Annotated in this window: 25 protein-coding genes; 9 read left to right on the forward strand and 16 right to left on the reverse strand. The window is 65.2% G+C overall.

Annotated elements, in window-relative coordinates; genetic code table 11:
• Positions 1–28 precede the first annotated feature (28 nt).
• Positions 29–451 (forward strand): DUF4864 domain-containing protein, encoded by a 423-nt coding sequence (locus ACP150_RS07480; RefSeq protein WP_424965947.1) that lies wholly within the window; start codon positions 29–31, stop codon positions 449–451.
• A 53-nt stretch (positions 452–504) separates the two neighbouring features.
• Here ACP150_RS07480 and ACP150_RS07485 read toward each other — a convergent pair whose 3' ends face one another.
• From ACP150_RS07485 to dacB, 4 genes are all read right to left on the reverse strand, one after another.
• The gene (locus tag ACP150_RS07485) at positions 505–1,035 is read right to left on the reverse strand and encodes a dihydrofolate reductase family protein (protein ID WP_424965948.1); all 531 of its coding nucleotides are present in this window, start codon (positions 1,033–1,035) and stop codon (positions 505–507) included.
• A gap of 147 nt (positions 1,036–1,182) precedes the next feature.
• The gene (locus tag ACP150_RS07490) at positions 1,183–1,692 is read right to left on the reverse strand and encodes a DinB family protein (RefSeq protein ID WP_424965949.1); all 510 of its coding nucleotides are present in this window, start codon (positions 1,690–1,692) and stop codon (positions 1,183–1,185) included.
• Positions 1,652–2,221, reverse strand: coding sequence for a GNAT family N-acetyltransferase (locus ACP150_RS07495; protein WP_424965950.1), 570 nt, complete (start codon positions 2,219–2,221; stop codon positions 1,652–1,654). Before ACP150_RS07495 ends, ACP150_RS07490 begins: the two co-directional genes overlap by 41 nt.
• A gap of 33 nt (positions 2,222–2,254) precedes the next feature.
• Positions 2,255–3,763 (reverse strand): D-alanyl-D-alanine carboxypeptidase/D-alanyl-D-alanine endopeptidase, encoded by a 1,509-nt coding sequence (gene dacB, locus ACP150_RS07500; protein WP_424965951.1) that lies wholly within the window; start codon positions 3,761–3,763, stop codon positions 2,255–2,257.
• A 125-nt stretch (positions 3,764–3,888) separates the two neighbouring features.
• Between dacB and ACP150_RS07505 the strand changes: the two genes are divergently transcribed.
• The 3 genes from ACP150_RS07505 (at position 3,889) to ACP150_RS07515 (ending at position 7,754) form a co-directional block, all read left to right on the forward strand.
• Positions 3,889–4,719, forward strand: a complete 831-nt coding sequence (locus tag ACP150_RS07505) for a DMT family transporter (RefSeq protein WP_424965952.1) — start codon at positions 3,889–3,891, stop codon at positions 4,717–4,719.
• 158 nt (positions 4,720–4,877) lie between these two features.
• Positions 4,878–7,169, forward strand: a complete 2,292-nt coding sequence (locus ACP150_RS07510; RefSeq protein WP_424965953.1) for a glycosyl hydrolase family 28-related protein — start codon at positions 4,878–4,880, stop codon at positions 7,167–7,169.
• 108 nt (positions 7,170–7,277) lie between these two features.
• Positions 7,278–7,754 (forward strand): DUF427 domain-containing protein, encoded by a 477-nt coding sequence (locus tag ACP150_RS07515; RefSeq protein ID WP_424965954.1) that lies wholly within the window; start codon positions 7,278–7,280, stop codon positions 7,752–7,754.
• Between the two features lie 3 nt (positions 7,755–7,757).
• Here the strand turns inward: ACP150_RS07515 and ACP150_RS07520 are convergent, their stop codons facing one another.
• On the reverse strand, positions 7,758–8,252 hold the full coding sequence (locus ACP150_RS07520; protein ID WP_424965955.1) for a HugZ family protein: 495 nt from the start codon (positions 8,250–8,252) through the stop codon (positions 7,758–7,760).
• 95 nt (positions 8,253–8,347) lie between these two features.
• Here ACP150_RS07520 and ACP150_RS07525 point away from each other — a divergent pair, with 95 nt between their 5' ends.
• Positions 8,348–8,755, forward strand: a complete 408-nt coding sequence (locus ACP150_RS07525; protein ID WP_424965956.1) for a universal stress protein — start codon at positions 8,348–8,350, stop codon at positions 8,753–8,755.
• A gap of 52 nt (positions 8,756–8,807) precedes the next feature.
• The gene (locus ACP150_RS07530; protein ID WP_424965957.1) at positions 8,808–9,128 is read left to right on the forward strand and encodes an antibiotic biosynthesis monooxygenase family protein; all 321 of its coding nucleotides are present in this window, start codon (positions 8,808–8,810) and stop codon (positions 9,126–9,128) included.
• A gap of 3 nt (positions 9,129–9,131) precedes the next feature.
• Here ACP150_RS07530 and ACP150_RS07535 read toward each other — a convergent pair whose 3' ends face one another.
• Positions 9,132–9,746 carry a hypothetical protein gene (locus tag ACP150_RS07535; RefSeq protein ID WP_424965958.1) on the reverse strand — a complete coding sequence of 205 codons (615 nt, stop codon included), beginning with the start codon at positions 9,744–9,746 and terminating at the stop codon, positions 9,132–9,134.
• Positions 9,747–9,927: 181 nt separating this feature from the next.
• Between ACP150_RS07535 and parA the strand changes: the two genes are divergently transcribed.
• Positions 9,928–10,563 carry a ParA family partition ATPase gene (parA, locus tag ACP150_RS07540; protein WP_424965959.1) on the forward strand — a complete coding sequence of 212 codons (636 nt, stop codon included), beginning with the start codon at positions 9,928–9,930 and terminating at the stop codon, positions 10,561–10,563.
• A gap of 57 nt (positions 10,564–10,620) precedes the next feature.
• Positions 10,621–10,863: a zf-TFIIB domain-containing protein gene (locus ACP150_RS07545; RefSeq protein ID WP_424965960.1), complete on the forward strand. Its 243-nt coding sequence runs from the start codon at positions 10,621–10,623 to the stop codon at positions 10,861–10,863.
• A 310-nt stretch (positions 10,864–11,173) separates the two neighbouring features.
• Here the strand turns inward: ACP150_RS07545 and ACP150_RS07550 are convergent, their stop codons facing one another.
• Together ACP150_RS07550 and uvrB are read right to left on the reverse strand one after the other, a co-directional pair.
• Positions 11,174–11,653: a hypothetical protein gene (locus ACP150_RS07550; RefSeq protein ID WP_424965961.1), complete on the reverse strand. Its 480-nt coding sequence runs from the start codon at positions 11,651–11,653 to the stop codon at positions 11,174–11,176.
• Positions 11,654–11,710: 57 nt separating this feature from the next.
• The gene (gene uvrB / locus ACP150_RS07555; protein ID WP_424965962.1) at positions 11,711–13,891 is read right to left on the reverse strand and encodes an excinuclease ABC subunit UvrB; all 2,181 of its coding nucleotides are present in this window, start codon (positions 13,889–13,891) and stop codon (positions 11,711–11,713) included.
• Positions 13,892–14,404: 513 nt separating this feature from the next.
• On the opposite strand from uvrB, the gene ACP150_RS07560 reads away from it, so the two are divergent.
• A complete protein-coding gene (locus tag ACP150_RS07560; RefSeq protein ID WP_424965963.1) occupies positions 14,405–14,716 on the forward strand; it encodes an ETC complex I subunit in 312 nt (103 codons plus the stop codon).
• A 13-nt stretch (positions 14,717–14,729) separates the two neighbouring features.
• On the opposite strand, the gene ACP150_RS07565 is transcribed toward ACP150_RS07560, so the two are convergent.
• The 8 genes from ACP150_RS07565 to ACP150_RS07600 form a co-directional block, all read right to left on the reverse strand.
• A complete protein-coding gene (locus tag ACP150_RS07565; protein ID WP_424965964.1) occupies positions 14,730–15,815 on the reverse strand; it encodes a DUF1513 domain-containing protein in 1,086 nt (361 codons plus the stop codon).
• Entirely contained in the window at positions 15,815–16,873 is a 1,059-nt protein-coding gene (locus ACP150_RS07570) for an imelysin family protein (protein WP_424965965.1), read from the reverse strand. The genes ACP150_RS07565 and ACP150_RS07570 overlap by 1 nt, the downstream gene beginning before the upstream one ends.
• A complete protein-coding gene (locus tag ACP150_RS07575) occupies positions 16,870–18,405 on the reverse strand; it encodes a di-heme oxidoredictase family protein (RefSeq protein WP_424965966.1) in 1,536 nt (511 codons plus the stop codon). The genes ACP150_RS07570 and ACP150_RS07575 overlap by 4 nt, the downstream gene beginning before the upstream one ends.
• A gap of 123 nt (positions 18,406–18,528) precedes the next feature.
• The gene (locus ACP150_RS07580; RefSeq protein ID WP_424965967.1) at positions 18,529–19,758 is read right to left on the reverse strand and encodes an imelysin family protein; all 1,230 of its coding nucleotides are present in this window, start codon (positions 19,756–19,758) and stop codon (positions 18,529–18,531) included.
• A 52-nt stretch (positions 19,759–19,810) separates the two neighbouring features.
• Positions 19,811–20,293 (reverse strand): hypothetical protein, encoded by a 483-nt coding sequence (locus ACP150_RS07585; protein WP_424965968.1) that lies wholly within the window; start codon positions 20,291–20,293, stop codon positions 19,811–19,813.
• Positions 20,294–20,342: 49 nt separating this feature from the next.
• Positions 20,343–20,507, reverse strand: coding sequence for a hypothetical protein (locus tag ACP150_RS07590; protein ID WP_424965969.1), 165 nt, complete (start codon positions 20,505–20,507; stop codon positions 20,343–20,345).
• 303 nt (positions 20,508–20,810) lie between these two features.
• The gene (locus tag ACP150_RS07595; RefSeq protein ID WP_424965970.1) at positions 20,811–21,956 is read right to left on the reverse strand and encodes an iron-containing alcohol dehydrogenase; all 1,146 of its coding nucleotides are present in this window, start codon (positions 21,954–21,956) and stop codon (positions 20,811–20,813) included.
• A gap of 5 nt (positions 21,957–21,961) precedes the next feature.
• Entirely contained in the window at positions 21,962–23,329 is a 1,368-nt protein-coding gene (locus ACP150_RS07600) for an aldehyde dehydrogenase family protein (protein WP_424965971.1), read from the reverse strand.
• Position 23,330 lies beyond the last annotated feature (1 nt).

Consider the following 23,330-nt stretch of genomic DNA (forward strand, 5'->3'; position numbering starts at 1 on the left):
GCCGGGATCAGACCCCGGGAGAGACCGAATGCGACCCATCCTTGCCGGCCTGCTGGCCCCTGTACTTTTGGCGGTGTTCCTCTTGGGCACCGGCCCCGCCGCCGCGCAGGAGCGCGACGGCATCACCGCCACGATCCAGAGCCAGATCGACGCGTTCCGTGCGGATGATTTCGCGCAGGCGTTCTCCTATGCCTCGCCCAACATTCAGGGCATGTTCGGCAATTCCGAGCGGTTCGGGATGATGGTGCGCAACGGCTATCCGATGGTCTGGCGCCCGGCGGAGGTGCAGTATCTCGAGCTCGAGGATCGGGGTGGATTGCTGTACCAGAAGGTAATGATCCGCGACGGGCAGGGCGGGTTGCACCTGCTGGAGTACCAGATGGTGCAAAATGGTGGCGACTGGCGGATCAACGGCGTGCAGCTGCTGCGCATGCCTGGCATCGGGGCCTGAAGCGCGGCAGGCCACGCGCCAGATCGGGACCCGGCGCCCGGCTGGCGGGCTTGTCACGCGAGCGCGAAGGTCTCGAGCAGGTAGCCGTTGTCATAAGTCCGGACGCTGAGCCGGGTGACGTCGCGGGGCTGCGTCGCCCCGCCAAAGAGCGGCACACCGGCCCCATAGCAAACCGGCGCGCGTTTCAGGATCAGGCGATCGATCAGGCCGTGATCCAGCGCCCAGCCCGCGAAAGCGCCGCCTCCGCAGAGATAGATCGGGCGATTTGCGCGGGACTTCAGAGCGCGCAAGGCCTCGGCCCACTGCCCTGAGACCACCGAGACCGGGCTGCCTTCGGGGAGGCGGAGGCCCCGCGAGAAAACCAGCGTGTCCATGTGGGGATAGGGGGTTTGGCCCGGGGTCAGACCATAGGCATAGCCAAACTCATAGGTCTTTCGCCCCATGATCGCAGTGCCGTAGCCGCCGAGCCGGGCGGCGTAGTCGTCGACCACCGGGCCGGCTTGGGCGAACCGAGAAATGTCCCCATCGGGACCGGAAATAAAGCCGACCAGCGAAACGGCCACATCATAGATGACGGGTTGCATGGTGCACTCCTGCAGTAAATCCAAATGCCGCATGGGCGGTGGGGTGGGATTTACTGGATCATCGGCAGGGCGCTCCTTTGGTGGCTGAAGTCTACCGCTCTAGGGCGGACCGGTCCAGAGCCGTGCGCCTGCGGGCGCGTGTGCGGCCTAGACCTCATCCGGAAGCATGGGCAGATCCGTGGCGCCGGGATCCACCCCGGCAGCGGTGAGCATCGCATGGACCTGCCCCCGGTGGTGTGTGGCATGATTGAACATGTGGATCAGGTTGAGGGCGAAGGGGGTCTCGACCGTCTCGGGCCCCCGTTGCCAGGTCACGTTGCGCGCGATCTCCGTGGCGGTCAGCCCGCCGACCCAGCTGCGGATCTCGTCATCCAGTGCGGCGCGCGCGTCCTTATAGGCCGCCCAGTCGCGGGGCCCATCCGCATAGGGGTGGCGCTGGTTCAATGCGCGCGCGGTGTCGGCATCGCCTTGCTGGCGCGCCAGCCAGACCCGGTGATCCCAGAGGATATGATTGAGCGTTTTGGCGATGGAGCGAAAGAACGCGCCGCGATCCTGCCAGCGTGCCGCATCGTCCAGCCTGTCGGCGGCGGCGATCAGGGCGCTGTTCTGCCAGCGGTCATAGCGGGCCATCAGGCGGGCGTAATCCGGGGTGATCATGGTCGGTATCCTCGTCGGGGTTGGGCCTGCGCAGCGTCTGCGGGCGCAGGTGCATGGGCAGGATCGGGCCCCAGCCTGTCTCTTCCACCGGACCCGCGGGGCGGAAGCCGAGCTTGCCATAGGCCGCAATTGCGCGGCGGTTTTCCGGATGCGGATCCGTGGCGATGAGCGGAGCGCCCTGGGCGAGGAGGCTGCGCAGATGCGTGGCGATGAAGGCCGGTCCATGGCCGCGCCCCAGCAGCTCTGGCGGGCCGATATACTGGTCGATCCCGCGCGCACCGGCGGGCAGATGGGCGAAATGATGCCCCTCGTCCCAGCCATGGACGCTGTAATCCTGCAGAAAGGCCATGGGGCGGGTGTTCAGCGCCACGATCCAGCGGGAGACGCGCGGGTCGCGGAGGGCGTCGGCGTCATAGGGGCGCTCCTCCCCCCACCAGCGGTGGATATGGGGCTGCGCACGCCACCGCGCGAGCAGGGGCGCATCCGCGAGGGTCAGAGTGCGAAAGCTGTAGCGGGCCGAGCGCGTCATGGCCCCTGTCTAGCACGGGCGGTCGTGGCAGGCTCAACTGCTGGCGAGGCGGCTCCAGCGGAGCACGAGGTCGTTCTGCAGTTTGCGGGCGCGGCGGGCCCAGGCGCGACCGCCATCCGGACGCTCCCGTTCCGCGCGGGTCAGCCGGGCGCGGCGCGCGAGATCGGCAGAGAAGATCGCGAAGGCGAGGGGGCGGCCCGAGGGCGGGGTGATATAGCCCGACAGGCCCGAGACGAAGTTGAGCGTGCCGGTCTTGGCGACGACCCGTGCCGGCTGCAGGCCATGCGGCGTGCCCTTGGCGTCACGGGTCAGATAGGGTTTCAGGAGCGGCGCGAGGGCGGGCGCGCTGCCATGGGTCGCGAGCAGCAGGGCCATATCCGCGCTGGAGATGCGCGACTGTTCCCCCAGGCCGGAATGGTCGACAAAGCCCAGCTCCGAGCTGATCGGGAGTTGGGCGCGGTGCCAGGCCGACATCTGCGCGCCGGAGGCGGCGAGGCTATCGGGGCGCGCGCCGAGGCTGCGCGAGGTCGCGAGGCCAAGGCATTCCGCCGTCAGGTTGGTCGAGTATTTCAGCATCCCCCGCGCGATCTCGGTCAGGGGCGGGCTGAGATGTTCGGCGAGGGTTTGCGCGCCGTCGGGGAGGGTAGGGCTGCTGGTGCCCAGGGTCAGGCGCAGGCCCTGTGCGCCTGCGAGGGTTTGGAACACATCCGCTGCATAGCCCGCCGGGTTGCGCACGGGCAGCCAGCGCCCGCCCTCGACCCCGAGGGCGCCGCGCGCGACGGTCCAGTGGTCCTCGGTCCCGCGCTGCTCATAGGTGTAGATCGGGACGTCGCGCGGCTGCACGGACATGGACGAGACCCGGACCTGCGGGCGCAGATCGCCCGCGCGGGCATCCATCGTCACGGCATAATCGCTGCCTAGACGACGCCATTCGAAATAGACCCGGTTGAAATTCAGGTTCAGGCCAGAGATCGCGGGAGAATAGCCCAAGTGATCCGGTTGGCCGGGATCGATGGTGCGGATCGCAGGCAGGGCGCTGTCCACCACACGCAGGGCTCCGGTCACTTCGGTGATCCCCGCCGCTCGGAGCTGGGCAACCAGCCCGCCGAGCGCGGCCGTGTCGAGCACGGGATCACCGCCGCCCATGAGGTAGAGATCCCCGTCGAGCCGCCCCCCGGAGATCACGCCATCCGCCATCACCCGGGTGGCAAAGCGGTGGGACGGCCCCAGCACCCGCAGGGCATAGAGCGCGGTCGCAGCCTTGGCCACACTGGCCGGGGGCAGGGCGGTGGCGCTGGCATATCCTTCGAGCGGCTGGCCGGTCTCCATGTCGATCACGGTCAGGCTGGTTTCACCACCCAGCCCGGCGCGGTGCACCAGCGTGCCAAGTTCCGCCAGGCTGCGCCGCCACAGGCCCGTGGGGCGCGGGGCCGGATGGGGCGAGGAGGTCAGGGCATGGGCCGGGTGCGCGAGCGTGCTGCCGGCGGCGAGGAGGCCACCGAGCATGCCGCGTCGTGTCAGGGACGTGTGCGGGCCGGTCATGGTTCAACTAAAGCGCAACCTGTCCCTTCGGGCAAGCGACATGACGTCCGCTTGAATGCGTTAACTCTTTGTGTCCTAAGGCAGGTTCACCCCGGACGCCCCCTCTCAGACAGATTGGATTCGCCATGGCCCGCACGGTCGCCATCATGCTGCTGGCCATGAGCCTGATCCCGTTCGGGGACACGGCGGGAAAGATCCTTGTGGCCTCTGGGGTCTCGCCCTTCTTCGTCGGTTGGAGCCGGTTTGCCCTCGGCGCGCTGATGGTGCTGCCGTTTCTGGCGGGCTCTTTGGACCTGCGGCTCTACCGCAACCCGAAGATCTGGCTGCGCGGCGCGCTGATCGCGGGCGGGGTTGCCTGCATCCTGTCGGCCCTGCGCACGGAGCCTCTGGCCAATGTCTTTGGCGCGTTCTTTGTCGGGCCGATCCTGTCCTATTTCCTCTCTGGCCTCTTGCTTGGAGAGCGATTGAGCCTATCGCGTACCGTTCTGTTACTGATCGGTTTTCTTGGTGTGCTGCTGGTCGTCAAGCCCGGTTTTGGGATGACGCAGGGGCTGGCCTTTGCGGTGGCGGCGGGCGTCTTTTACGGGCTGTTTCTGGTGGCGAGCCGCTGGGTGGCGGGGGTGGCCTCGTCCCCCGCGCTGCTCTTGTCGCAGCTGGTGATCGCGGCGCTTTTGCTCGCGCCGCTGGGCCTTGCGACGATCCCGGAGCTGAGCGCGCCGGTGGCGGGTCTGGTGATCTGGAGCGCCGGAGGCTCGATGCTGGGCAACCTGCTGCTGGTGGTGGCGTTCCAGCGCGCCGAGGCCGGGCAGCTCGCGCCCTTTGTCTATTTTCAGCTGATCGCGGCCACCGCGCTGGGCTGGCTGTTTTTCGGCGATCTGCCCGATGGTCTGGCCCTTCTGGGTCTCGGATTGTTGATCTCGGCGGGCTTCGGATCGCTGGTGTTGCGCCGGGCCTGAGCGCGCGCAGGGTTTCGAACTCGTTAAGACGCGCCCCGTAATCTGCGCGCAATGCCGGTCTCATCCGGCGCAATTTTCCGACAGAGCACAGCCCTGATGATCCCGGCGCGTGGGCGCGCTGGGCCGCTGCGCCTGTCTGCCATGTGAAAGGGGTTCGGATGAACAAGGCGATCACGGATGGATTGGACCTGATGCCGCCGCAATTTGCGGATGGGCTCGAGGTCTGGTCCCAGGGCAATGGCACACCGGCGACCGCAACCTGGGAGGGTGCCTCCAACGCCACCCTTGTTCCCGCGGATGCGGATTTCGGCAGCTGTCTCGAAATCCAGAAGCAGAATGACCTGACGCGCGTGCGCTACAAGGGCGAGACGCCGATCCTGCCGGGGTGCTATCTGCGCATCACCGCGCGGGTGAAGGTCCTGTCGGGCGCGCTGCCGAATGCGCGGATCGGCTCCTGGGCCGGGGGCGCGGGCGGCTCGAGCGTCGGCGGCATCGTCGAGGAGGGCCCTCTGGTCGCGCTCGACGCCTATGGCGAGGTGTTCGAAATCAGCGCCATCGTCGGCAGTGGCAGCCGGGGCGGGGTTGACCTCGTTTGGGGCACCACGCCGATCTATGGCCATTTCGGGGTGGATTTCACCGGCGCGAATGGGGGTCTGATCCGCATTGATGACATCACGATCGAGGATGTGACCACGGTCTATCTGCGCAAGATGATGGATTGGGTCGATGTGAAGGATTACGGCGCCAAGGGCGATGGCGTCACCGATGACACCCTGGCCTTCCGCGCCGCCGATGCGGCGGCGAACGGCCGTCGCGTGTTGGTGCCCGAGGGGATCTATCGCCTCACGAGCAACGTCACCATGACCGCCGAGACGCGGTTCGAAGGCACGGTGTCGATGCCCGATGACAAGCGGCTGTCGCTGACGCGGAATTTCGACCTGAACGCCTATTACGACGCGTTTGGCGATGAGGTTCTGGCCTTCAAGAAGGCTGTGCAGTGCTACCTCAACTTTTCCGACCATGACGCGCTGGATCTCTGCGGGCGCTCGATCGAGCTGACCGAGCCAATCGACATCCATGCGGCTGTGGGCAATCAGGACACGTTCACCATCCGCCGCGTGATCCGCAATGGGCAGTTCAACTGCTCGGCCAGCCCGGCCTGGGACACGGTGGAGACCACGTCGAAGGCGACCTATGCCACTTCGAATCCGCTGGAGCTGAGCGGCGTGGTCAATGTCGCGCAGATCGTGCCGGGCAGCCTCGTGGAGGGCAATGGTGTCGGGCGTGAGGTCTATGTGCGTGAGGTCAATGTCGGAGCGGCCCGGGTGACCCTGAGCCAGCCCTTGTACGATGCTGAGGGCACGCAGACCTTCACCTTCCGCAAGTTCCAGTATGCGCTGGATTTCAGCGGCTTCTCGCGGTTGGCGAAATTCACCCTGCAGAACATCGATCTGCGGCTGAACGAGCATGCTTCGGGTATTCTGCTGGCCCCGGATGGGGATGTCTTTGCGGTCGAGGAATGCGATTTCACCAAACCCAAGGATCGTGGCATCACCTCGCACGGGGTCGGTTGTCAGAACCTGCATGTGGATCGCTGCCAGTTCCTGTCGCCGGAGATCGATCTGGACGTGTCCGAGCGCAACTCCATCGGGATCAACATCAATGCCAATGATGCCAAAATCCGCGACAACCGGGCGGTGCGGTTCAAGCACTTCATGGTGGTCCACGGGGCGGGCCATATCTTCACCGGGAACCATTGGTTCCAGGGCGATGGCACTTCGGATGGGCCGCGCACGGCGGGGGTGGTTCTGACCAATCTCAACGTCAAGACGACCTTCACGGGCAATTATCTGGACAACAGCACGCTGGAATGGACCAATGAGCATGACGCGGAGCCGGATTTCGGTGTTGAGCTGTCGTTTGGCGGGCTGACGGTGACGGGCAATATCTTCACCGTGAATGATGCGGGCGCGTGGTTCCGGTTCATCCAGATCAAGCCCTATGGCGCGGGACATTTCATCCAGGGGCTCAGCGTCTCGGACAATGTGTTCAAGTCGATCAACGGCACGATCGAGCGGGTGGACGGGGTCGACAGTTCCATCGCGCCGCTGGATGTGAGCCGGACGCGCAACGTGACCTTTGATGCCAATGCCTATAACGCCGTGGATCGGATCACGGTGAACCCGGTGACCCTGCCGCTGGAGCAGAATACCGAGGCGCGGCAATGGGTTCTGTCCACGGATGGCTACCTGCCTTTCGAGGGGCGGGCGCGCTTTGTCACCGGGGTGATTGCCGAGGGCAACATCACCACGGCGACCGGGCAACTGGTCTATGCGATGCCGACCATGAACTTCAACCATGGTCCGGACAAGGATCAGGTGCGGCTCAACTGGCCCGACGAATGCAAGGGTACGGTCCATGTGACTGTGCGCGCGGATCGTCCGGTCTGAGCCACCGCGAGAGGGCTGGTTCGGAGGCGGGGGGTCTGATATCGTTTTGCGATCGGCTCCCTGCCACTGCGCCCTGTTCGACGGCGCCCCTCCATTGAGATTGTGTCCATGACGGTCCTACCGGTCGAGAACGTTCAGGACTACCCGCGCCCGCCTGCTCTTGAGCCGGTGGGCGTTCGGCTGCGTGTGATCCTGTCGGGGACGGTGGTGGCCGAGACCCGGGCGGGGTTGAGGGTGCTTGAGACCCATCACGCGCCAACCTATTACTTCCCGCCGACGGATATTCGCCCCGGTGTGCTGCAGCCCGCGCCGGGACGCTCGTTCTGCGAATGGAAGGGGACCGCGCAGTATTTCGATGTCGCGGCGAATGGCATGGTAAGCCACAAGGCCGCTTGGGCCTATGCCGACCCGACCGCGCGCTTTGCCGAGCTCAAGGATTACGTGGCCTTCTACCCTGAGCGGATGGAGGCCTGTTTCGTTGGCGATCTGCTGGTCACGGAGCAGCCCGGTGCCTTCTATGGCGGCTGGGTGACGCCGAACCTGCGCGGCACGGTCAAGGGCGCGCCAGGCACGCGCGGCTGGTAGCGCCTAGCCGAGGCGCAAATCGCCGGGTGTCAGCGTGAAAGCCTTGCCGAAGCCGCCATTGAGCGCGGCCGCCTGCACCTCGAACAGGGCGAAGTGGAAATCCGTGAAATCGATATAGAGCTGCGCCTTGGGATGCGTGGTCAGGTAGTGATCCCGCAGGGCGGCGTAATCGGCGGTGCCATTGGCCACGAAGCCCGCGCGCATCTGCAGCGTGATGCGGGGATGGGTGAGCGGGTCGCCTTTCTCCCCCGGCTCCCCCAAGAGCAGCGAGCAACGGGGATCCGCGCTCAGCGCCTTGGTGTGCAGGGAGAGCTCCGAGATCAGGGTGAGGGGGCGCCCGTCCGGCGCGGTCCCCACGGCGACCCGGGTCACCATGGGGCCGCCGGTCTCTGGATCCACGGTCCCCAGCGCGCCAAACCGTGCGTCGCGGATCAGCCCGCGGGCAAGCGCGCGCGCGTCGTCATCGGTCGGTCGGATCGGATTGATCTTGTCGGGCATGGGCGTCTCCGGATCATGATTTCAATCAAGGTGCGAACGAGTCAGCTTTGCTAGAACAGTCTCGAAAGCCCAAGGATGAGACAAGGAGCGATCCCATGTACAAGAACGTTTTAGTGGCCGTCGACGTGGATCACGCAGAAACCGGACGCGACGCGCTGGCCTTGGCGCGGGCTATCTGCGCCGAAGGGGCGGAGATCACGGCGCTCTACGTGCTGGAAGCCTTGCCGAGCTATGCGACGCAATACCTGCCGGATGATCATGGCAAGGCGCAGATCAAGGAATACGAAACCGCTCTGGCCGGCGAACTGGGCATGCCCGAGGACATCACCGTCAAGGTGGTCACGGGCCATTCCGGCGCGACACTGGTGGATTACGCGATTTCCAAGGAGATTGATTGCATCGTGCTCACCTCGCATAAACCGGGGATCCAGGACTACTTCCTGGGGTCCACCGCCGGTCGCGTGGTGCGTCATGCGCCGTGCTCGGTCCATGTGATCCGATAGCCGGGCCTGATCGGCAGATCTGTGCTAGAATGGCGGGGGAGGAGACCCCGCCATGCCACAGATTACCAAGTCCGCCGATCTGCAAACCGTTGTGACCACGTTCGAGGTCACGCCGGGCACCTGCCAGGACCTGCTCGAGGCGCTGACCGATGCCTATGCAAGCTTCATCTCGCAACAGCCCGGCTTCATCTCTGCCGGGTTGCACGTGAATGACGCCCAGACCCGGATCGCCAATTACAGCCAGTGGAACCGGCGCGAAGACTTCCAGGCCATGTTGCGCACGGCGGAGATGCGCGACCGCAACCGCCAGATCAGCGCATTGTGCCGGAGTTTTGAGCCGGTGCTTTACGACGTGGCCGCGGTATTCGACTGAGCGCTAGAAGCGCGACCAGATCCCGAATTTGACCCGCGGGTCCTCATCTCCGAGGATCGGCAGGGTCACGGCGGTTTCCACCTGAAACAGGTCCGAGAAGTGCCAGACATAGGTCGGCACAAGCTTGGCGAGCGGGTCCTGATCGTATTCCTGCGAAGTCTGGAGTTGCAGATAGACCAGATGCTTGTTCTCGCGCTGCCAGCCGATGGTGGCGTCGACCTTGATCAACCGCCTGCTGCCGAAACTGTCCTTGTGCCGAAAACGCGCGCTGGCATCCACCGCCGTCCAGCCATTGCCGAAAGGGTAGCTCAGCCCGCGCCCCCAGCTCGCCCCGATCACCCAGAGCGGCTTCGGCGGGCGCACCAGATTGCCCGACGCGCCGACGCCGCCCAGGATCGCAAAGCGGTGCGGGCCATCGTTTTGAAACACCGGATAGCGGGCAAAGGCGTATCCCTCGGCCACGAAGGCGGTGGCGCTGCCGTCAAAGCCGAGGGTCAGGTTCTCGGTCAGACCGTATTCCGCATAAAGCGTGGCGACCCAGTCTTCCTCTTCCCCGGCGGTTTCCTGCGCGGCGGTGACAAAAAGGAGTCCGTCCTCCTGCGGCCACGGACCCGCCAAGGCCGCAGACGCGCAAAACGCGGCGCAACCGGATCGTGCAAGAAGGCGAAGGAGCGGTCGGATCATCTCTTGCCTAAATTCCCGACAATTGAGCGCATCTGTCCAGCCTGCCCCCATATTTCGCGTGCACCCCCCTCAGAATCACCGCAAGTTGTGACCGCAAGAGCGCATGGGGGGCAGAATGACCGGTAAAATCTTAACGATTGCTCAACAAAAGGGGGGATCGGGCAAGACCACGCTGGCGGTCAACCTGGCGGTGGCCGGTTTGCGCGCGGGGCAGAGCGTCGCGGTGATCGATACCGACCCGCAGGGCTCGCTGGGACGCTGGTTCATGACCCGGCTCGAGCTTCTGGACGGGGAACCCGATATGGAGTTTTCCACCGCGTCGGCCTGGGGGGTCGGCTACGAGGTGGGCAAGCTCGCCAAGGCCTGCGATCTGGTGATCATCGACACGCCGCCCAAGGTGGATAGCGACCTGAAACCGGCGCTCCGGGCGGCGGATCTGGTGGTGGTGCCCGTGGCGACCTCTCATGTGGATCTCTGGGCGACCGAAGGCGTGCTCGATCTGGCGGACCGGGTGGGCAAGCCGACGCTTTTGGTTCTGAACCGGACGCGGGCGGGGACGCGTCTCGGGGCCGAGGTGGCCGAGGCTGCGGCCGAGACCAGCGCGGATCTGGCGGAGGCGCAGCTTGCGAACCGGATCGTCTATGCCGAGACGCTGGGCCAAGGGCTCGGCGCGCCGGAAGCCGCCCGCAAGGGCGCGGCGGTGGCAGAGGTCGATGCGCTCTATGCCGAGATCATGGGGATGTTCACCTGAACTTGCGACCCGCCGTTTGATCCCCATCTGTAGAGGGAGCAACACGGAGAAACGCCCATGAAATGCCCGATCGACGGAACCGAGCTTGTGATGACCGACCGCAGCGGGGTCGAGATCGACTACTGCCCGAGCTGCCGAGGCGTCTGGCTGGATCGCGGCGAGCTCGACAAGATCATCGAGCGCTCGGTTCCGGCGTCAGCCCCGAAACCGACGCGGGATTTCGACGACGACTACCCGGGGGGGCGGGCGCCCCGGCGGAAGAAGAAAGAGAGCTTCCTGATGGAGCTGTTTGATTTCTGAGAGGTGGTTTTGCGCCGGGCTGCGCCCGTCGCCCCGGCGAGAGGGGCCAGCCCCTCTCGCGCTCTACCCGGGATATTTGGAGACTTAAGAAACGAATGTGCATTGAGCAAAGGCTGCCGAAGAGACTTCGGGAGCAGCACCGTCGCTTAGAGTACTGCGAGGCTATCTCCATACCAGTGAATAACCTCAACCCGAACGCGAATTTCTAAAATGAAACTGGAAAAATCTCTCGGCTAGGTGGGCCAAAATTTCCCGGAGTGATCGCTTCGGCGTTTGTGTCAGATACCATATCGGAACTAGTTTAAATCCGTTACAATGTTTTCCTAAATGCTTCTTCATGCAAATCTATCTTATGGTCTAGCCAGTCCAAAAAGTTCAGAGATTTATTTGCTTGGTGTTCGTCCCTGAGCATGGTTACGAGGCGCATAGCGTTCTCAGTATTAAGGAATCTCACTGCGCCGAAGTACTGGCGAACGCCATCAGATTTCAATAACTTGTGGAAATGACCCGATTGAATGAGTGGATCCATCGCCGAGTAATTGAACGAATCCATTGAGATGAAAAGCTCCGAATCTTGAACTTGACCAGCTGAAATTCTTCCACGCAGCAATCGGAGCTGGGTTCTGAGGTTTTCCAGTTCGCTAGTGTTAAGTTCTACTTCACTTCTCAAGATTTCAATTGCGTTTTTTGTCTGGAAGTGAAGCATGATAAAATGTGCCAGTAGTTGCACAAAAACTCCTGCCACAATTCCTAGGAAAACTCCCAAGCCCGTTATCATCTCAGTATGCATGCCTTTGAGTGTCCAATTTCTTTAAACCGAGCGTCCATTTTGGAACCGTGACTGTCTTCAGGGTCGCTTCCGCCGCTTCACATTCCCGCCCCTTTGACCCGGCCTTCCGGCGGTGCTTCGGCCCGAGGCCTTGGCGCTTTCTTCAACGGCGGCCTCAACGGCTGACTGGCGTGCGAGGGGATCATCGGCGATGGCCAGATCGACGGCTTCGAGCCGTTTGACCTCGTCGCGCAGGCGGGCGGCTTCTTCGAACTCCAGGTTCTCGGCGGCCTTGCGCATATCCGTGCGCAGCCCGTCCAGAACGGCCTCCAGGTTTCCGCCATGGAGCGGCTTGTCGACCTTGGCGGTCACGCGGTTCATGTCCACATCGCCCTCGTAGAGCCCGGCCAGCACGTCCTCGACGTTCTTCTTCACCGTCTCCGGGGTGATGCCGTGTTCCTCGTTATAGGCGATCTGCTTGGCGCGGCGGCGGTTGGTTTCGGCCAGCGCGCGCTCCATGGATCCGGTGATCCGGTCGGCATACATGATCACGCGGCCCTCGGCGTTCCGCGCGGCACGACCGATGGTCTGCACCAGCGAGGTTTCCGAGCGCAGGAACCCTTCCTTATCCGCATCCAGGATCGCCACCAGCCCGCATTCCGGGATGTCGAGCCCCTCGCGCAGCAGGTTGATCCCGATCAGTACGTCGAAGGCCCCGAGCCGCAGGTCGCGCAGGATCTCGATCCGCTCCAGCGTGTCGATATCGGAATGCATGTAGCGGACGCGGATCCCCTGTTCATGCATGTACTCCGTCAGGTCCTCGGCCATACGCTTCGTCAGGGTCGTGACCAGCGTGCGGAACCCGTCGGCGGAGACCTTGCGCACTTCGTCCAGCAGGTCATCCACTTGCATCTCGACCGGGCGGATCTCGACCTGAGGGTCGAGCAGGCCGGTGGGGCGGATCACCTGTTCGGTGAATATTCCGCCGGTCTGTTCCAGCTCCCATGCTGCGGGGGTGGCCGAGACGAAGACCGATTGCGGGCGCATGGCGTCCCATTCCTCGAATTTCAGCGGGCGGTTGTCCATGCAGGAGGGCAGGCGGAAGCCGTGCTCGGCCAGCGTCATCTTGCGGCGGAAGTCGCCCTTGTACATGCCGCCGATCTGCGGAACCGAGACATGGCTTTCATCGGCGAAGACGATCGCGTTGTCGGGGATGTATTCGAACAGGGTGGGGGGCGGCTCGCCCGGGGCGCGGCCCGTCAGGTAGCGCGAGTAGTTCTCGATGCCGTTGCAAACGCCTGTGGCCTCCAGCATCTCGATATCGAAATTCGTGCGTTGTTCGAGCCGTTGCGCCTCCAGCAGCTTGCCCTCGGCGACCAGTTGGTCGAGCCGTATCCGCAGCTCCTTTTTGATCGACACGATCGCCTGCTGCATGGTGGGGCGGGGGGTCACGTAATGCGAGTTGGCGTAGATCCGGATCCGGTCCACCGTGTCGGCCTTGGCCCCGGTGAGCGGGTCGAATTCGGTGATGCTCTCGAGCTCTTCGCCAAAGAAGGAAAACTTCAGCGCGCGGTCCTCCAGGTGGGCAGGCCAGACCTCGAGGCTGTCGCCGCGCACCCGGAAGGATCCCCGCTGGAAGGCGGCATCGTTGCGGCGGTATTGCTGGGCCACGAGATCGGCCATGATCTGGCGCTGGTCGTATTCGTTCCCGGCGATCAGGTCTTGGGTCATCGCGCCGTAGGTTTCGACGGAACCGATGCCATAGATGCAGGAGACCGAGGCCACGATGATCACGTCATCCCGTTCCAGAAGCGCCCGCGTCGCCGAGTGGCGCATGCGGTCGATCTGCTCGTTGATCTGGGATTCCTTCTCGATATAGGTGTCCGAACGGGCGACATAGGCCTCGGGCTGGTAGTAGTCGTAATAGCTGACGAAATACTCGACCGCGTTGTCGGGAAAGAAGCCCTTGAACTCCCCATAGAGCTGCGCCGCCAAGGTCTTGTTGGGGGCAAGGATGATCGCCGGGCGCTGGGTCTCTTCGATCACCTTCGCCATGGTGAAGGTCTTGCCTGTCCCCGTGGCGCCCAGCAGAACCTGATCGCGCTCTCCGTCGCGTACGCCCTGGCTCAGCTCGACAATCGCCGTCGGCTGGTCGCCCGCGGGGGAAAAGCTGGTCTCCATGCGAAAGGTCTGGCCGCCCTCGAGTTTCGGGCGGCTGCGGACGTCTTCGGCAATGGCATTCAGAACGGGCTGGTCCATGGGTCGATTCCTTTCTGGACCTCTAAGGTGATCTGTTTTTGTTCTCTTGCAAGGGGGCGCGACGCGTCAACGCGTTGCAAGATGCGAAGATTATGGGTTGAGTTATTGATTGCGATCAATAATATCGCCCATGCGTGGCGTGCATCGAAAAAAACCTCTAAGACCAAGGTCTTGGGCCATAATGCCGCAATTGAATAAATTTAACAAAAAAATCAAATAATTAAAGGTGAGTCCTGAGCGAGGCTTTGTTTGGGCTCTCAACCAAGGCGAGAAAATTCAATTGTATTGAGTGTACCGAGCGCCTAACTTTCTACTGCAAGCAGCAAATGGCTGTCGGTCGGTCTCGCACCACCCACCCCACCCCTCGCTCCCTCGAGGCTGATCGGCAGTCGCTTGTAATCCCCCTCAAATCCGGATCCGAGTGATGCTGTCGCGGCTCTGCGTCGCAGAACGCGTGGCTTGCATCGCAGCGGGCCAATGGTGATAGTGCGGCCAAGCAGAGAAAGGGTCGCTATGCGCGCGCGAGTTTACCAGCCAGCCAAAACCGCCATGTCCTCGGGTCAGGCGAAGACCAAGGGATGGGTGCTGGAGCATGCGCCGGACAGCGCGCGCGAGATCGATCCTCTGATGGGCTGGACGAGCTCGGACGACACGCAGAGCCAGGTGAAGCTGCGGTTCGACACCAAGGAAGCCGCGCTGGATTATGCCCGTGAGAAGGGGATCGAGGTCACGGTGACGGAGCCCAAGAAGCGCAAGGTGAATATCCGCCCGGGCGGCTATGGCGATAACTTCGCAACCAACCGCCGGACGGTCTGGACCCACTAGTCCTCGCGCGGATCTACACCCTCATAAGATGATTGTCCCAAGCGAGCCCGTCGGCGTTGGCGCTCTGGGCAACGCCCCCCCCTGACAGGGTGCGCAACGCGCCGGTCCCCGACGTTACGGCAAAGCCATCAGGGTGGGTGTCGATCCCGCTGACATCCGCGAGCGCGCGCGTGCCCGCCAACTGGCCCGTGGCCCCATCATAGACATGCACCAGCCCCCCACGCGGTGAGGTGGCCGCGATGCGCGCAGCGTCCGGTGTGATCGCGATGCTGCCGATATAGCCGCGCAGGTCACGCAGGGCGTCCCGCTCCGCCTGGCAGAGCCGGATTTGCGCGCCCCTCCGGTGCAGACCCACGAGGGCCGGGCTCGGCCCATCCCCTTGCCATTGCATGCCAAAGGCCACGGTCCCGTCCTGCGCAACCGCCATGTGGCGGATCGAGTTCAGGTGCATCTCCTGGGGCAGCGTCACCGTTTCGACGATTTCGCCCGCGCGCAGGTAGCTGAGGTTCGGTGCCATGGTCGGCAGGTTCAGCTTGGTGCGCCCGGTGTCGGGATGCGTCTCGATCCCGCCATTGGCCACCACCAGCGTCTCGGTCCCGGGCAGACGGCGGATGTCATGGGGGCCTACGCCGCCGCTGGCCACACTGCCGGCCCGGCGATAGCCCGCCGCCACGTCCCAGATGCCGACGGCGCCGGTTCCGGCCTCAAAGTCATTCTCGGTGGTGAAAAGCCACTCCCCTGAGCCGGAGAACACCCCGTGCCCGTAGAAATGCCGCCCCTCGGGCGCGTCCAGCCGGGCGATGGCCCGGCCGGAGCGGCAATCGATCACCTCGGCAAAAGTCCCGGGCCGCCGGGCAAAAGCCACGGCCTCGGGGCGCATCGGATGTGCCGCCGCGGCGTGGCCCCGGGCGGGCAGGGGCAGTTCGAACAGGATCTCGAGCTCGGCACTCAACCCGCACAGCACCGAGCGGCCATCGGACCGACCCGCCGCGCTGAGATAGGCTGGCGCTCCGGCGTCAGACCAGCTCGGCGCGGGCATCACCCCTGCGGCGAGCAACCCGCCCAGAAAGGCGCGGCGACCCGGGCCCGTCCCGGGCATCAGTCCCCGTCCAGCGCGTTGAATCCGGCCGCCACGCCGAGGGTCGGGCCGAGCGATCCGCTGACGAGGGCGCGTATTTCCTCGATGCTGTATTGCAGGGCCTCGACCCGGAACCGGCCCGAGGGCTCGGCCACCGTCGCAAAGACCGGATCCTCCAGCGCCGCGAGCCGCGCGAGACTGCGGTCGAAATGGGCCGCGAGATCGGCATTGAGCTTTGGGTCGTTCCGCGAGAGCCGGTCCGCCAGATCCGCAAGCGCGGTCAGACTGACCGCCACATGGTGGGCTGAGCGGCCCGAGCGCCGCGCCTCGGCGCGCGCGGGGCGGGGGCGTTCAAAGGTGCCCATGGGCCGTCTGAGCCGCGTCTCGGAGGTGAATTGCAACCCGGTCGAGAGGGCCTTGAACCCCTCTTGCAGCACTTCGGTCTCGCTGCGATAGATCGCGTCCGGGCCGGGCTGGGTGAAGGCCTGCGCATAGCGCTCGCGCCAATCGGCGGCCATCGCGGCGCTGGTCGCGGCGATATCGGCGGCAATGGTCTGGACCAGCTGGCAATGATAGGCCGGATCCCCGGCGGTCATCAGCGTCGGGTCGTAGAGCAACAGTTCCAGCGCATAAAAGCCACGCGCCGCGATGGAGACCTGCGCGTAGTCCGTAACCGTCTCGGCGATCGGGTCCGCCTCGGCGAGCAGCCCGGCCAAAATGCGCGGCCCGGTGCTGCGCGGATCGGGCCAGAAGGCCAGGGCAAAGGCGCGTTGCTCGGCCTCGGAGGGGCCAAAGCGCAGATGGCTCATGGCGATCCAGGCGTCGAAGGCGCTGGCAAATACCGCGCGCAGCTCTGGCTCCTCGGGCGCGCAGTGGGTCGATGCGGTCTCGGCGAGCGCCGCGCCGGTGGTGGCGAGGCTTTCGACCCGGGGCAGGATATGTCCGGTCAGGATGTCCTCGATCATCACCGAGGCCATGGGCGCTTCGGGTGGGGCCGGGGGCGTGTCAGCGTGCAGGGCGGGGCCGGTCAGGGCAAAGGTGGCGCCAAGCAGGGCGGCGGCGATCAGGGCCTGTGTCATAAACTCTCCAGAAACGCGATGAGTGCGTTGCGGTCTTCGGTGGGCAGTCGGGCGACCCTGTCGCGGGCGCGCTCGGCTTCGCCACCATGCCACAGGATGGCCTCCGGAAGGGAGCGCGCCCGTCCGTCATGGAGGAACTGGCTGTGCCCGCTGACCTGCCGTGTCAGTCCGATACCCCAAAGCGGCGGCGTGCGCCACTCGCGCCCTGTCGCACGGGCCTCGGGACGGTTGTCGGCCAGGCCGGGACCCATGTCATGGAGCAAAAGGTCCGTATAAGGCCAGATCAGCTGGAAGCTTTGCGCCGGTTGGTCAGGCAGGCGGTGGGTGACGAAACTCGGGCGGTGGCAGGCGGCGCATCCTGCGGCGTGGAACACGCCCTTGCCGCGCAGCACCTGCGGGTCGCCGGCATCCGGGCGGGCGGGCACCCCGAGATTGCGGCTGTAGAACACCACGAGATCCATCGCATCCGCGGCGATTTCGAAGCTGCGGACATCCCCGTCGCCATGCGGCGCGTCACGGCAGGCCGCCTGTGCGGCGGTGCAGTCCCCCCAGGGGGCCGGCCGCAGGGGGCTGGAGATGCCGATATCGCCGGAGAACGCGTCCGCGACCTGCGCGCGCAAGCTGGGCATGCCCGCTTTCAGGCCGAAGCGGCCCAGCATGGGTTGGTCGAATTCTGTGGACCAGACGATGTTCGGACGCCCTGAGATGCCGTCCCCATCGGCATCCTGCGGGTCGGCAAGGGCAAGGATATCCGCAGCCGGGATCGCCTCCAGCAAGCCGAGCCCGATCATCTGTGGCGCGACCCGGGGGCTGATCCTCGCCTCGGGTCCGAGAGGGCCGTAGCGCAGGTCCGCAAGACCGTAATCCGGGCGGCGCAGCTGCACGACCTCGCCATCGGGCAAGGTCACGCTCTGCTCGGTATAGGTGACTTCGAGCCGGTACTCGCCCGCCTGGCCGGGCGTGCCGAGATCCTGCAGTTGCCCGCCATAGACCGGGTGCGGCTGGTCCCCGTGAAACCCGGGGATCGGGGGCAGGGCGTCGTCCTGCGCGGCCGGGACCGACAGGCGCAGCAGCATGGAGGTGGCATCATCCTCCGGGCCCTCGGGTGCATGTCCGCGCCCGTCATTCACATGGCAGCGTTGGCAGGAGCGCGCATTGTAGAGCGGGCCAAGCCCGTCCGAGGCCAGGGTCGAGGAGGGCGACGAGACCCAGAGCTTGGCAAACATCGCGTCGCCCAGATGGAAGGTCATCTTGGCGTCATGAGCAAGATTTGCCGAGGGCTGCGAGAAGGCCGCGTCCCCGGGGGAACGGGGCACGGTGGCGGCCCCTGCGGGCATCGCCTCGAACCGGTGCGGGGTGTCGAACTGGGTCGGTGGGGCGAGCACGGCCTCGATCCGCGCGGTTTCTGCCGCGCTGCGGGGCGCGGGGTTCAGATGCAGATCCGCAAGGGCGGGCAGCGGGGTGGTTTCGAGACCGGTGGCGCTGCACGGCAAGCCGAGCAGCGCGGTCGCGATCAGAACGAAACGTGGCATCAAATAGGCTCCGGATCGACAGGGCGTGCGCGTATGGGGCAGTCGGATGTGGGAAAAACCGCCCCGTTTGGGGCGGACCGGATATCATGGGCGCGCGGGGCCGGGGCCCCGGTGCGGGCCGGTCTACTCGAAGACAGCGCCGGGATTGTCGAGGCTGTCGGAGCCTTCGAACGCGATCGAGCTGACACCGAGGGCCGCGACCACACGTTCGATGGAACGGGTTTGGTCCACCAGCCCGTTCACACCGCCCATGACCAGCGCCTCGCCCGCGGCGTTGCCCTGCTCCAGCATCATGTCATAGCTGAACCCGGCTTCGGCGGCGGTCTTGATCCGCGCCAGCGCCATCATCGTGGTCGACAGCTTCAGGCTCATCTCGGTGTCGAGCGCCGGATCCGCCGCGGCCACGAGATCCTGCAGGGAGGGGCCTGCCACCAGCGAGCCGTCCACACGGACATACTCGCCCAGATAGACGTTCTGCACGCCCAGCCCGTCATAATAGTGGCTGTTATGGGTGTTGTCGGAGAAGCAGTCATGCTCTTCCTCGGGATCGTTCAGCATCAGCCCGAGCCGCATCCGTTCGCCCGCCTGTTCCCCATAGGAGAGCGAGCCCATCCCTGTCAGCATGGCCGAAAGCGCTGCGGTTTCGTCTGCGATGAGTTGGTTGCGGGCTGCTCCGCCTTCCTGCCATTGCGCGGTCATCCACTCGAGATCCGAAACAAGCAACGCCGTTGCTGCCTGGAGATAAGCCGCGCGACGGGCGCAGTTCCCGCCTGTGCAGGTGTCACCCCCCGCGTAATCCGTCCAAGGACGGTCACCTGCACCGGGGCCGTGACCATTCAGGTCCTGACCCCAAAGGAGAAATTCGATGGCATGATAGCCGGTGGCCACGTTCGCCTCGACCCCGTCCGCCTCGTGCAGGGTCTCTGACAGCAGGGCGGGCGTGATGTCGGTGGCATCCACGTCGCTTCCGGCGACCGAGAACATCGGGGTTGCCACCACGTTGAGCACTGCGAGCTCGTTCTCGTCGGTCGGGCCGCCATAGCCCGCATCCACATAATCGATCAGGCCTTCGTCGAGGGGCCAGGCATTCACCTTGCCTTCCCAGTCGTCGACGATGGCGTTGCCGAAGCGATAGACCTCGGTCTGCTGATAGGGCACGCGCGCGGCGATCCATGCGGCCTTGGCGGCTTCCAGCGCCTCCGCAGAGGGGGTCTCGACCAGCGCGTCCACAGCCGTCAGCAGGCGCTGGGCGGTGGTCAGGCTGTCTTCGTATTTGGCAGCGGCAATATCGGCGTAGTTGGCAACCACTGCGCCGGGTTCGACGGCGAGGGCCGGGGCGGCGAACCCGAACATGAGGGTCGTTGAAAGAAGGGCCTGGCGTTTCACTGGTCTGGTGTCCTTTGGGTTAGTGAAGTGTCGGAGAGACGGCGGGGCGTCGTGGGGCGACCGGCGTCTCGCAGAGATGCATCCGCTTGAGCGCATGGCCGAAATCGGCCGCAAGAGCGGCGATGAGAGGGGCAACATCCGGGCGCACCAGGAGGATCGCGATCAGCATCGCGTCCTCGCGGTCGCCCTCGGTGGCGGTGGTGATGAACTGGGCGAAACAGGCCTCGTCCGCGCCCAGACAGCGGCAATTCACGCCGTGGCAGGCCAGCGGGCGACGACCATGGCGCGCGCAGAGATTGACCAGATCCTCGAAAGTGGACATGACCCGGCGCCCGTCCTCGAGACCGAGGCCGCTGGCCAAGGCATTCCAGAGTCGAGCGCGGGCCTCGGGGCCATCGCGCCAGAGCCGCAGATAGCACACGGCGGTCGCTGCCGGGCGGTCGAGATCGGCCACAAGCCCGATCGGCGCGCCGCCGGGAACATACTGGGGTTGCCGCCTCATTGCGCGTCTCCGAGCGGGCCCGCGACGGGCTGGTTCTGCAGGACGCGGTTCACTGGTCCCGATCCTTGCGCATGTCGCGATAGGCCAGCATCCACTCCATGGGGAGGCCTTCTGTGCTGGCGATCTCTTCGATCAGATCAAACGCCTCGGCCCGGTCAAAGGCGGGCAGATCGTCCGGATCTGGCGGCGGTGGCGGGGTCGGGGCAGCAGACATGGCGGAAGTCCTCACAAACAGGGTGTGTCGGGCTTCCCTGATCTGCAACCGGGGTGGCTGGACTTGGCGTAAACTTGAGTGAAACGATAGGGAATGTCAATCCGACAAGTTTTGTCGGAAATAGATTTTCTGTCGCATCCCTCCGCACCAGCGCCTCTCTGCACAGACACAGAGCCGGGCCAGACATGGCCCGTCACGGGGGGACGGAGGTTAGGGCAGGACGTGAAAAGACCCGCACGACGCCAAGCGCGGTGCGGGTCGCGCGGCCAGAGGCCGCGCCACCGAAAACCGGGGCAACGCGCGTTAGAGGATCTGCGCCAGCAGAGCGCGCGTGTTCTCTTCGGTCATCTCGATCGGGTTGCCGCCCGTGCTCGGATCGGCGAGGGCCCCGGCCACGACCCGGTCCATGTCCAGATCTTCCACCCCCAGCCCGGACAGGCTGGTCGGGATCCCGAGGCCGCCATTCAGCGCATCCACAAAGGCGCAGAACCCGTCAAACCCGCCCTCGATGCCGAGATAGGCCGCCGCATTGTCGAACCGCGCCGCGATCGCGGGCCGGTTGAACTGCAGGACCGCGGGCATGCAGACCGCATTCGTGGTGCCATGATGGGTGTGATAGATCGCGCCGATGGGATGGGACAGGGCATGGATCGCCCCCAGCCCCTTTTGAAAGGCCGTCGCCCCCATGGCCGCCGCCGACATCATATGCGCCCGCGCCTCCAGATCCGTGCCATCCGCATAGGCGCGGGGCAGGTAGTCCTTGACCAGCCGCATCCCCTCCAGCGCCATGCCCTGGGACATGGGGTGGTAATGGGGCGAGCTGAACGCCTCGACACAATGGGCGAAGGCATCGAGCCCGGTGCCCGCCGTGATCATCTTCGGCATGCCCACGGTCAGTTCGGGATCACAGATCACCTGCGCAGGCAGGAATTTCGGATGGAAGATGATCTTCTTCTCTTCGGTCTCGGAATTGGTGATGACCGAGGCGCGCCCGACTTCCGATCCGGTCCCGGCGGTGGTGGGCACGGCCACGATGGGCGCGATGGCGTCCGGGTCCGCGCGGGTCCACCAGTCGCCAATATCCTCGAAATCCCAGAGCGGTCGCGTCTGGCCCGCATAGAACGCCACCAGCTTGCCGAGGTCGAGCCCGGACCCGCCGCCAAAGGCCACGACCCCGTCATGGCCGCCCTCCTTGAAGGCACGCACGCCGGCCTCGGCGTTCTTCTCGTTGGGGTTCGGATCCACATCCGAGAAGAGCGCGCGCCCCAGCCCTGCGGCCTCCAGCAGATCGAGCGTACGGGTGGTGATCTCCATCTCCGCGAGCCCGCGATCCGTGATCAGCAGTGGCTTGGTGATGCCAGCCGCCGCGCAGGCCTCGGCAATCTCGGAAATACGGCCCGCCCCGAACCGGATGGCGGTGGGGTAGGACCAGTTGGCAGTGAGCGACATGGGCGTCAGGCCTTCTTCAGGTGGTAGGATTTCGGTCGGGTCAGGTTGTGATAGCCGATGAGCGACAGGCCCCCGCCGCGCCCGGTATCCTTGCAGCCGGTCCAGCACAGGCCCGGGTCCAGATAGTCGGCGCGGTTCATGAAGACGGTGCCGGTCTCGATCTGATCGGCGATGGTCTCGGCGCGGGCGGCATCCTGGGTCCAGACCGAGGCGGTCAGCCCGAAATCGCTGTCATTCATCATGGCAATCGCCTCGGCATCGTTCTTGACGGGCATGATCCCGACCACGGGGCCGAAGCTTTCCTCGCGCATCACGCGCATCCCGTGGGTGACCCCCGTCAGGATCTGCGGGGTGAGATACGCGCCGCCATCATCCTCGGCAAAGGTCGGGATATGGGCCGTGGCCCCGGCGGCCACCGCCTCGGCGACCTGACCGCGCACGGTCTCGGCAAAGCGGGCATGGGCCATGGGGCCCAGCGTCGTTTCCGGATCCAGCGGGTTGCCCAGCTTGTAGCCCGAGACAATCGCCACGGCCTTCTCGACAAAGGCCTCGAACAGCGCTTCGGCCACATAGATCCGCTCGATCCCGCAGCAGCACTGACCCGAGTTGAACATCGCCCCATCGATCAGGGTCTCGGCCGCCGCGTCCAGATCCGCATCGTCGCAGACATAGCCCGGATCCTTGCCGCCCAGCTCCAGCCCGACACCGGTGAAGGTGCCCGCCGCCGCGCGTTCCATCGCCTGTCCGCCGGGGACGGAGCCGGTGAAGTTCACAAAGCCAAAGCTCCGCGCCGCGATCAGCTCGGACGTGGTCTGGTGGTCGAGAAACACGTTCTGGAACACGTCCTCCGGCACGCCCGCCGCATGAAACGCCTGCGCCATGCGTTCGCCCACAAGTGGGGTCTGGCTGGCATGTTTCAGCACCACCGCATTCCCGGCGATGAGCGCGGGCGCGACCGTGTTGATCGCGGTCATATAGGGGTAGTTCCACGGCGCCACGACCAGCACGACGCCGTGGGGCACGCGCTTGATCACCCGGCGAAACGCATCGCTATCCTCGATGACGATATCGGCCAGCGCCTCTTCAGCGATCTCGGCCATGTAGCTTGCCCGCTCGTCAAACCCGCCGAACTCGCCGCCATAGCGGATGGGTCGACCCATCTGATGGGCGAGCTCGGGCACGATCTCGTCATTCATCGCACCCACATTGGCGACACCCGCACGCACCAGCGCGATCCGTTCGGCAAGCGGACGGGCGGCCCAGTCAGCCTGCGCAGCGCGGGCCTGCGCGACCTGCGCATGAGCGGCCTCGGCGGTCAGGGGCGTGCGCTCGGCATAAACCGAGCCATCGATTGGAGAGATACAGCGGATCATG

The organism is Dinoroseobacter sp. S375, assembly GCF_049800775.1.
Lineage (GTDB): Bacteria > Pseudomonadota > Alphaproteobacteria > Rhodobacterales > Rhodobacteraceae > Dinoroseobacter.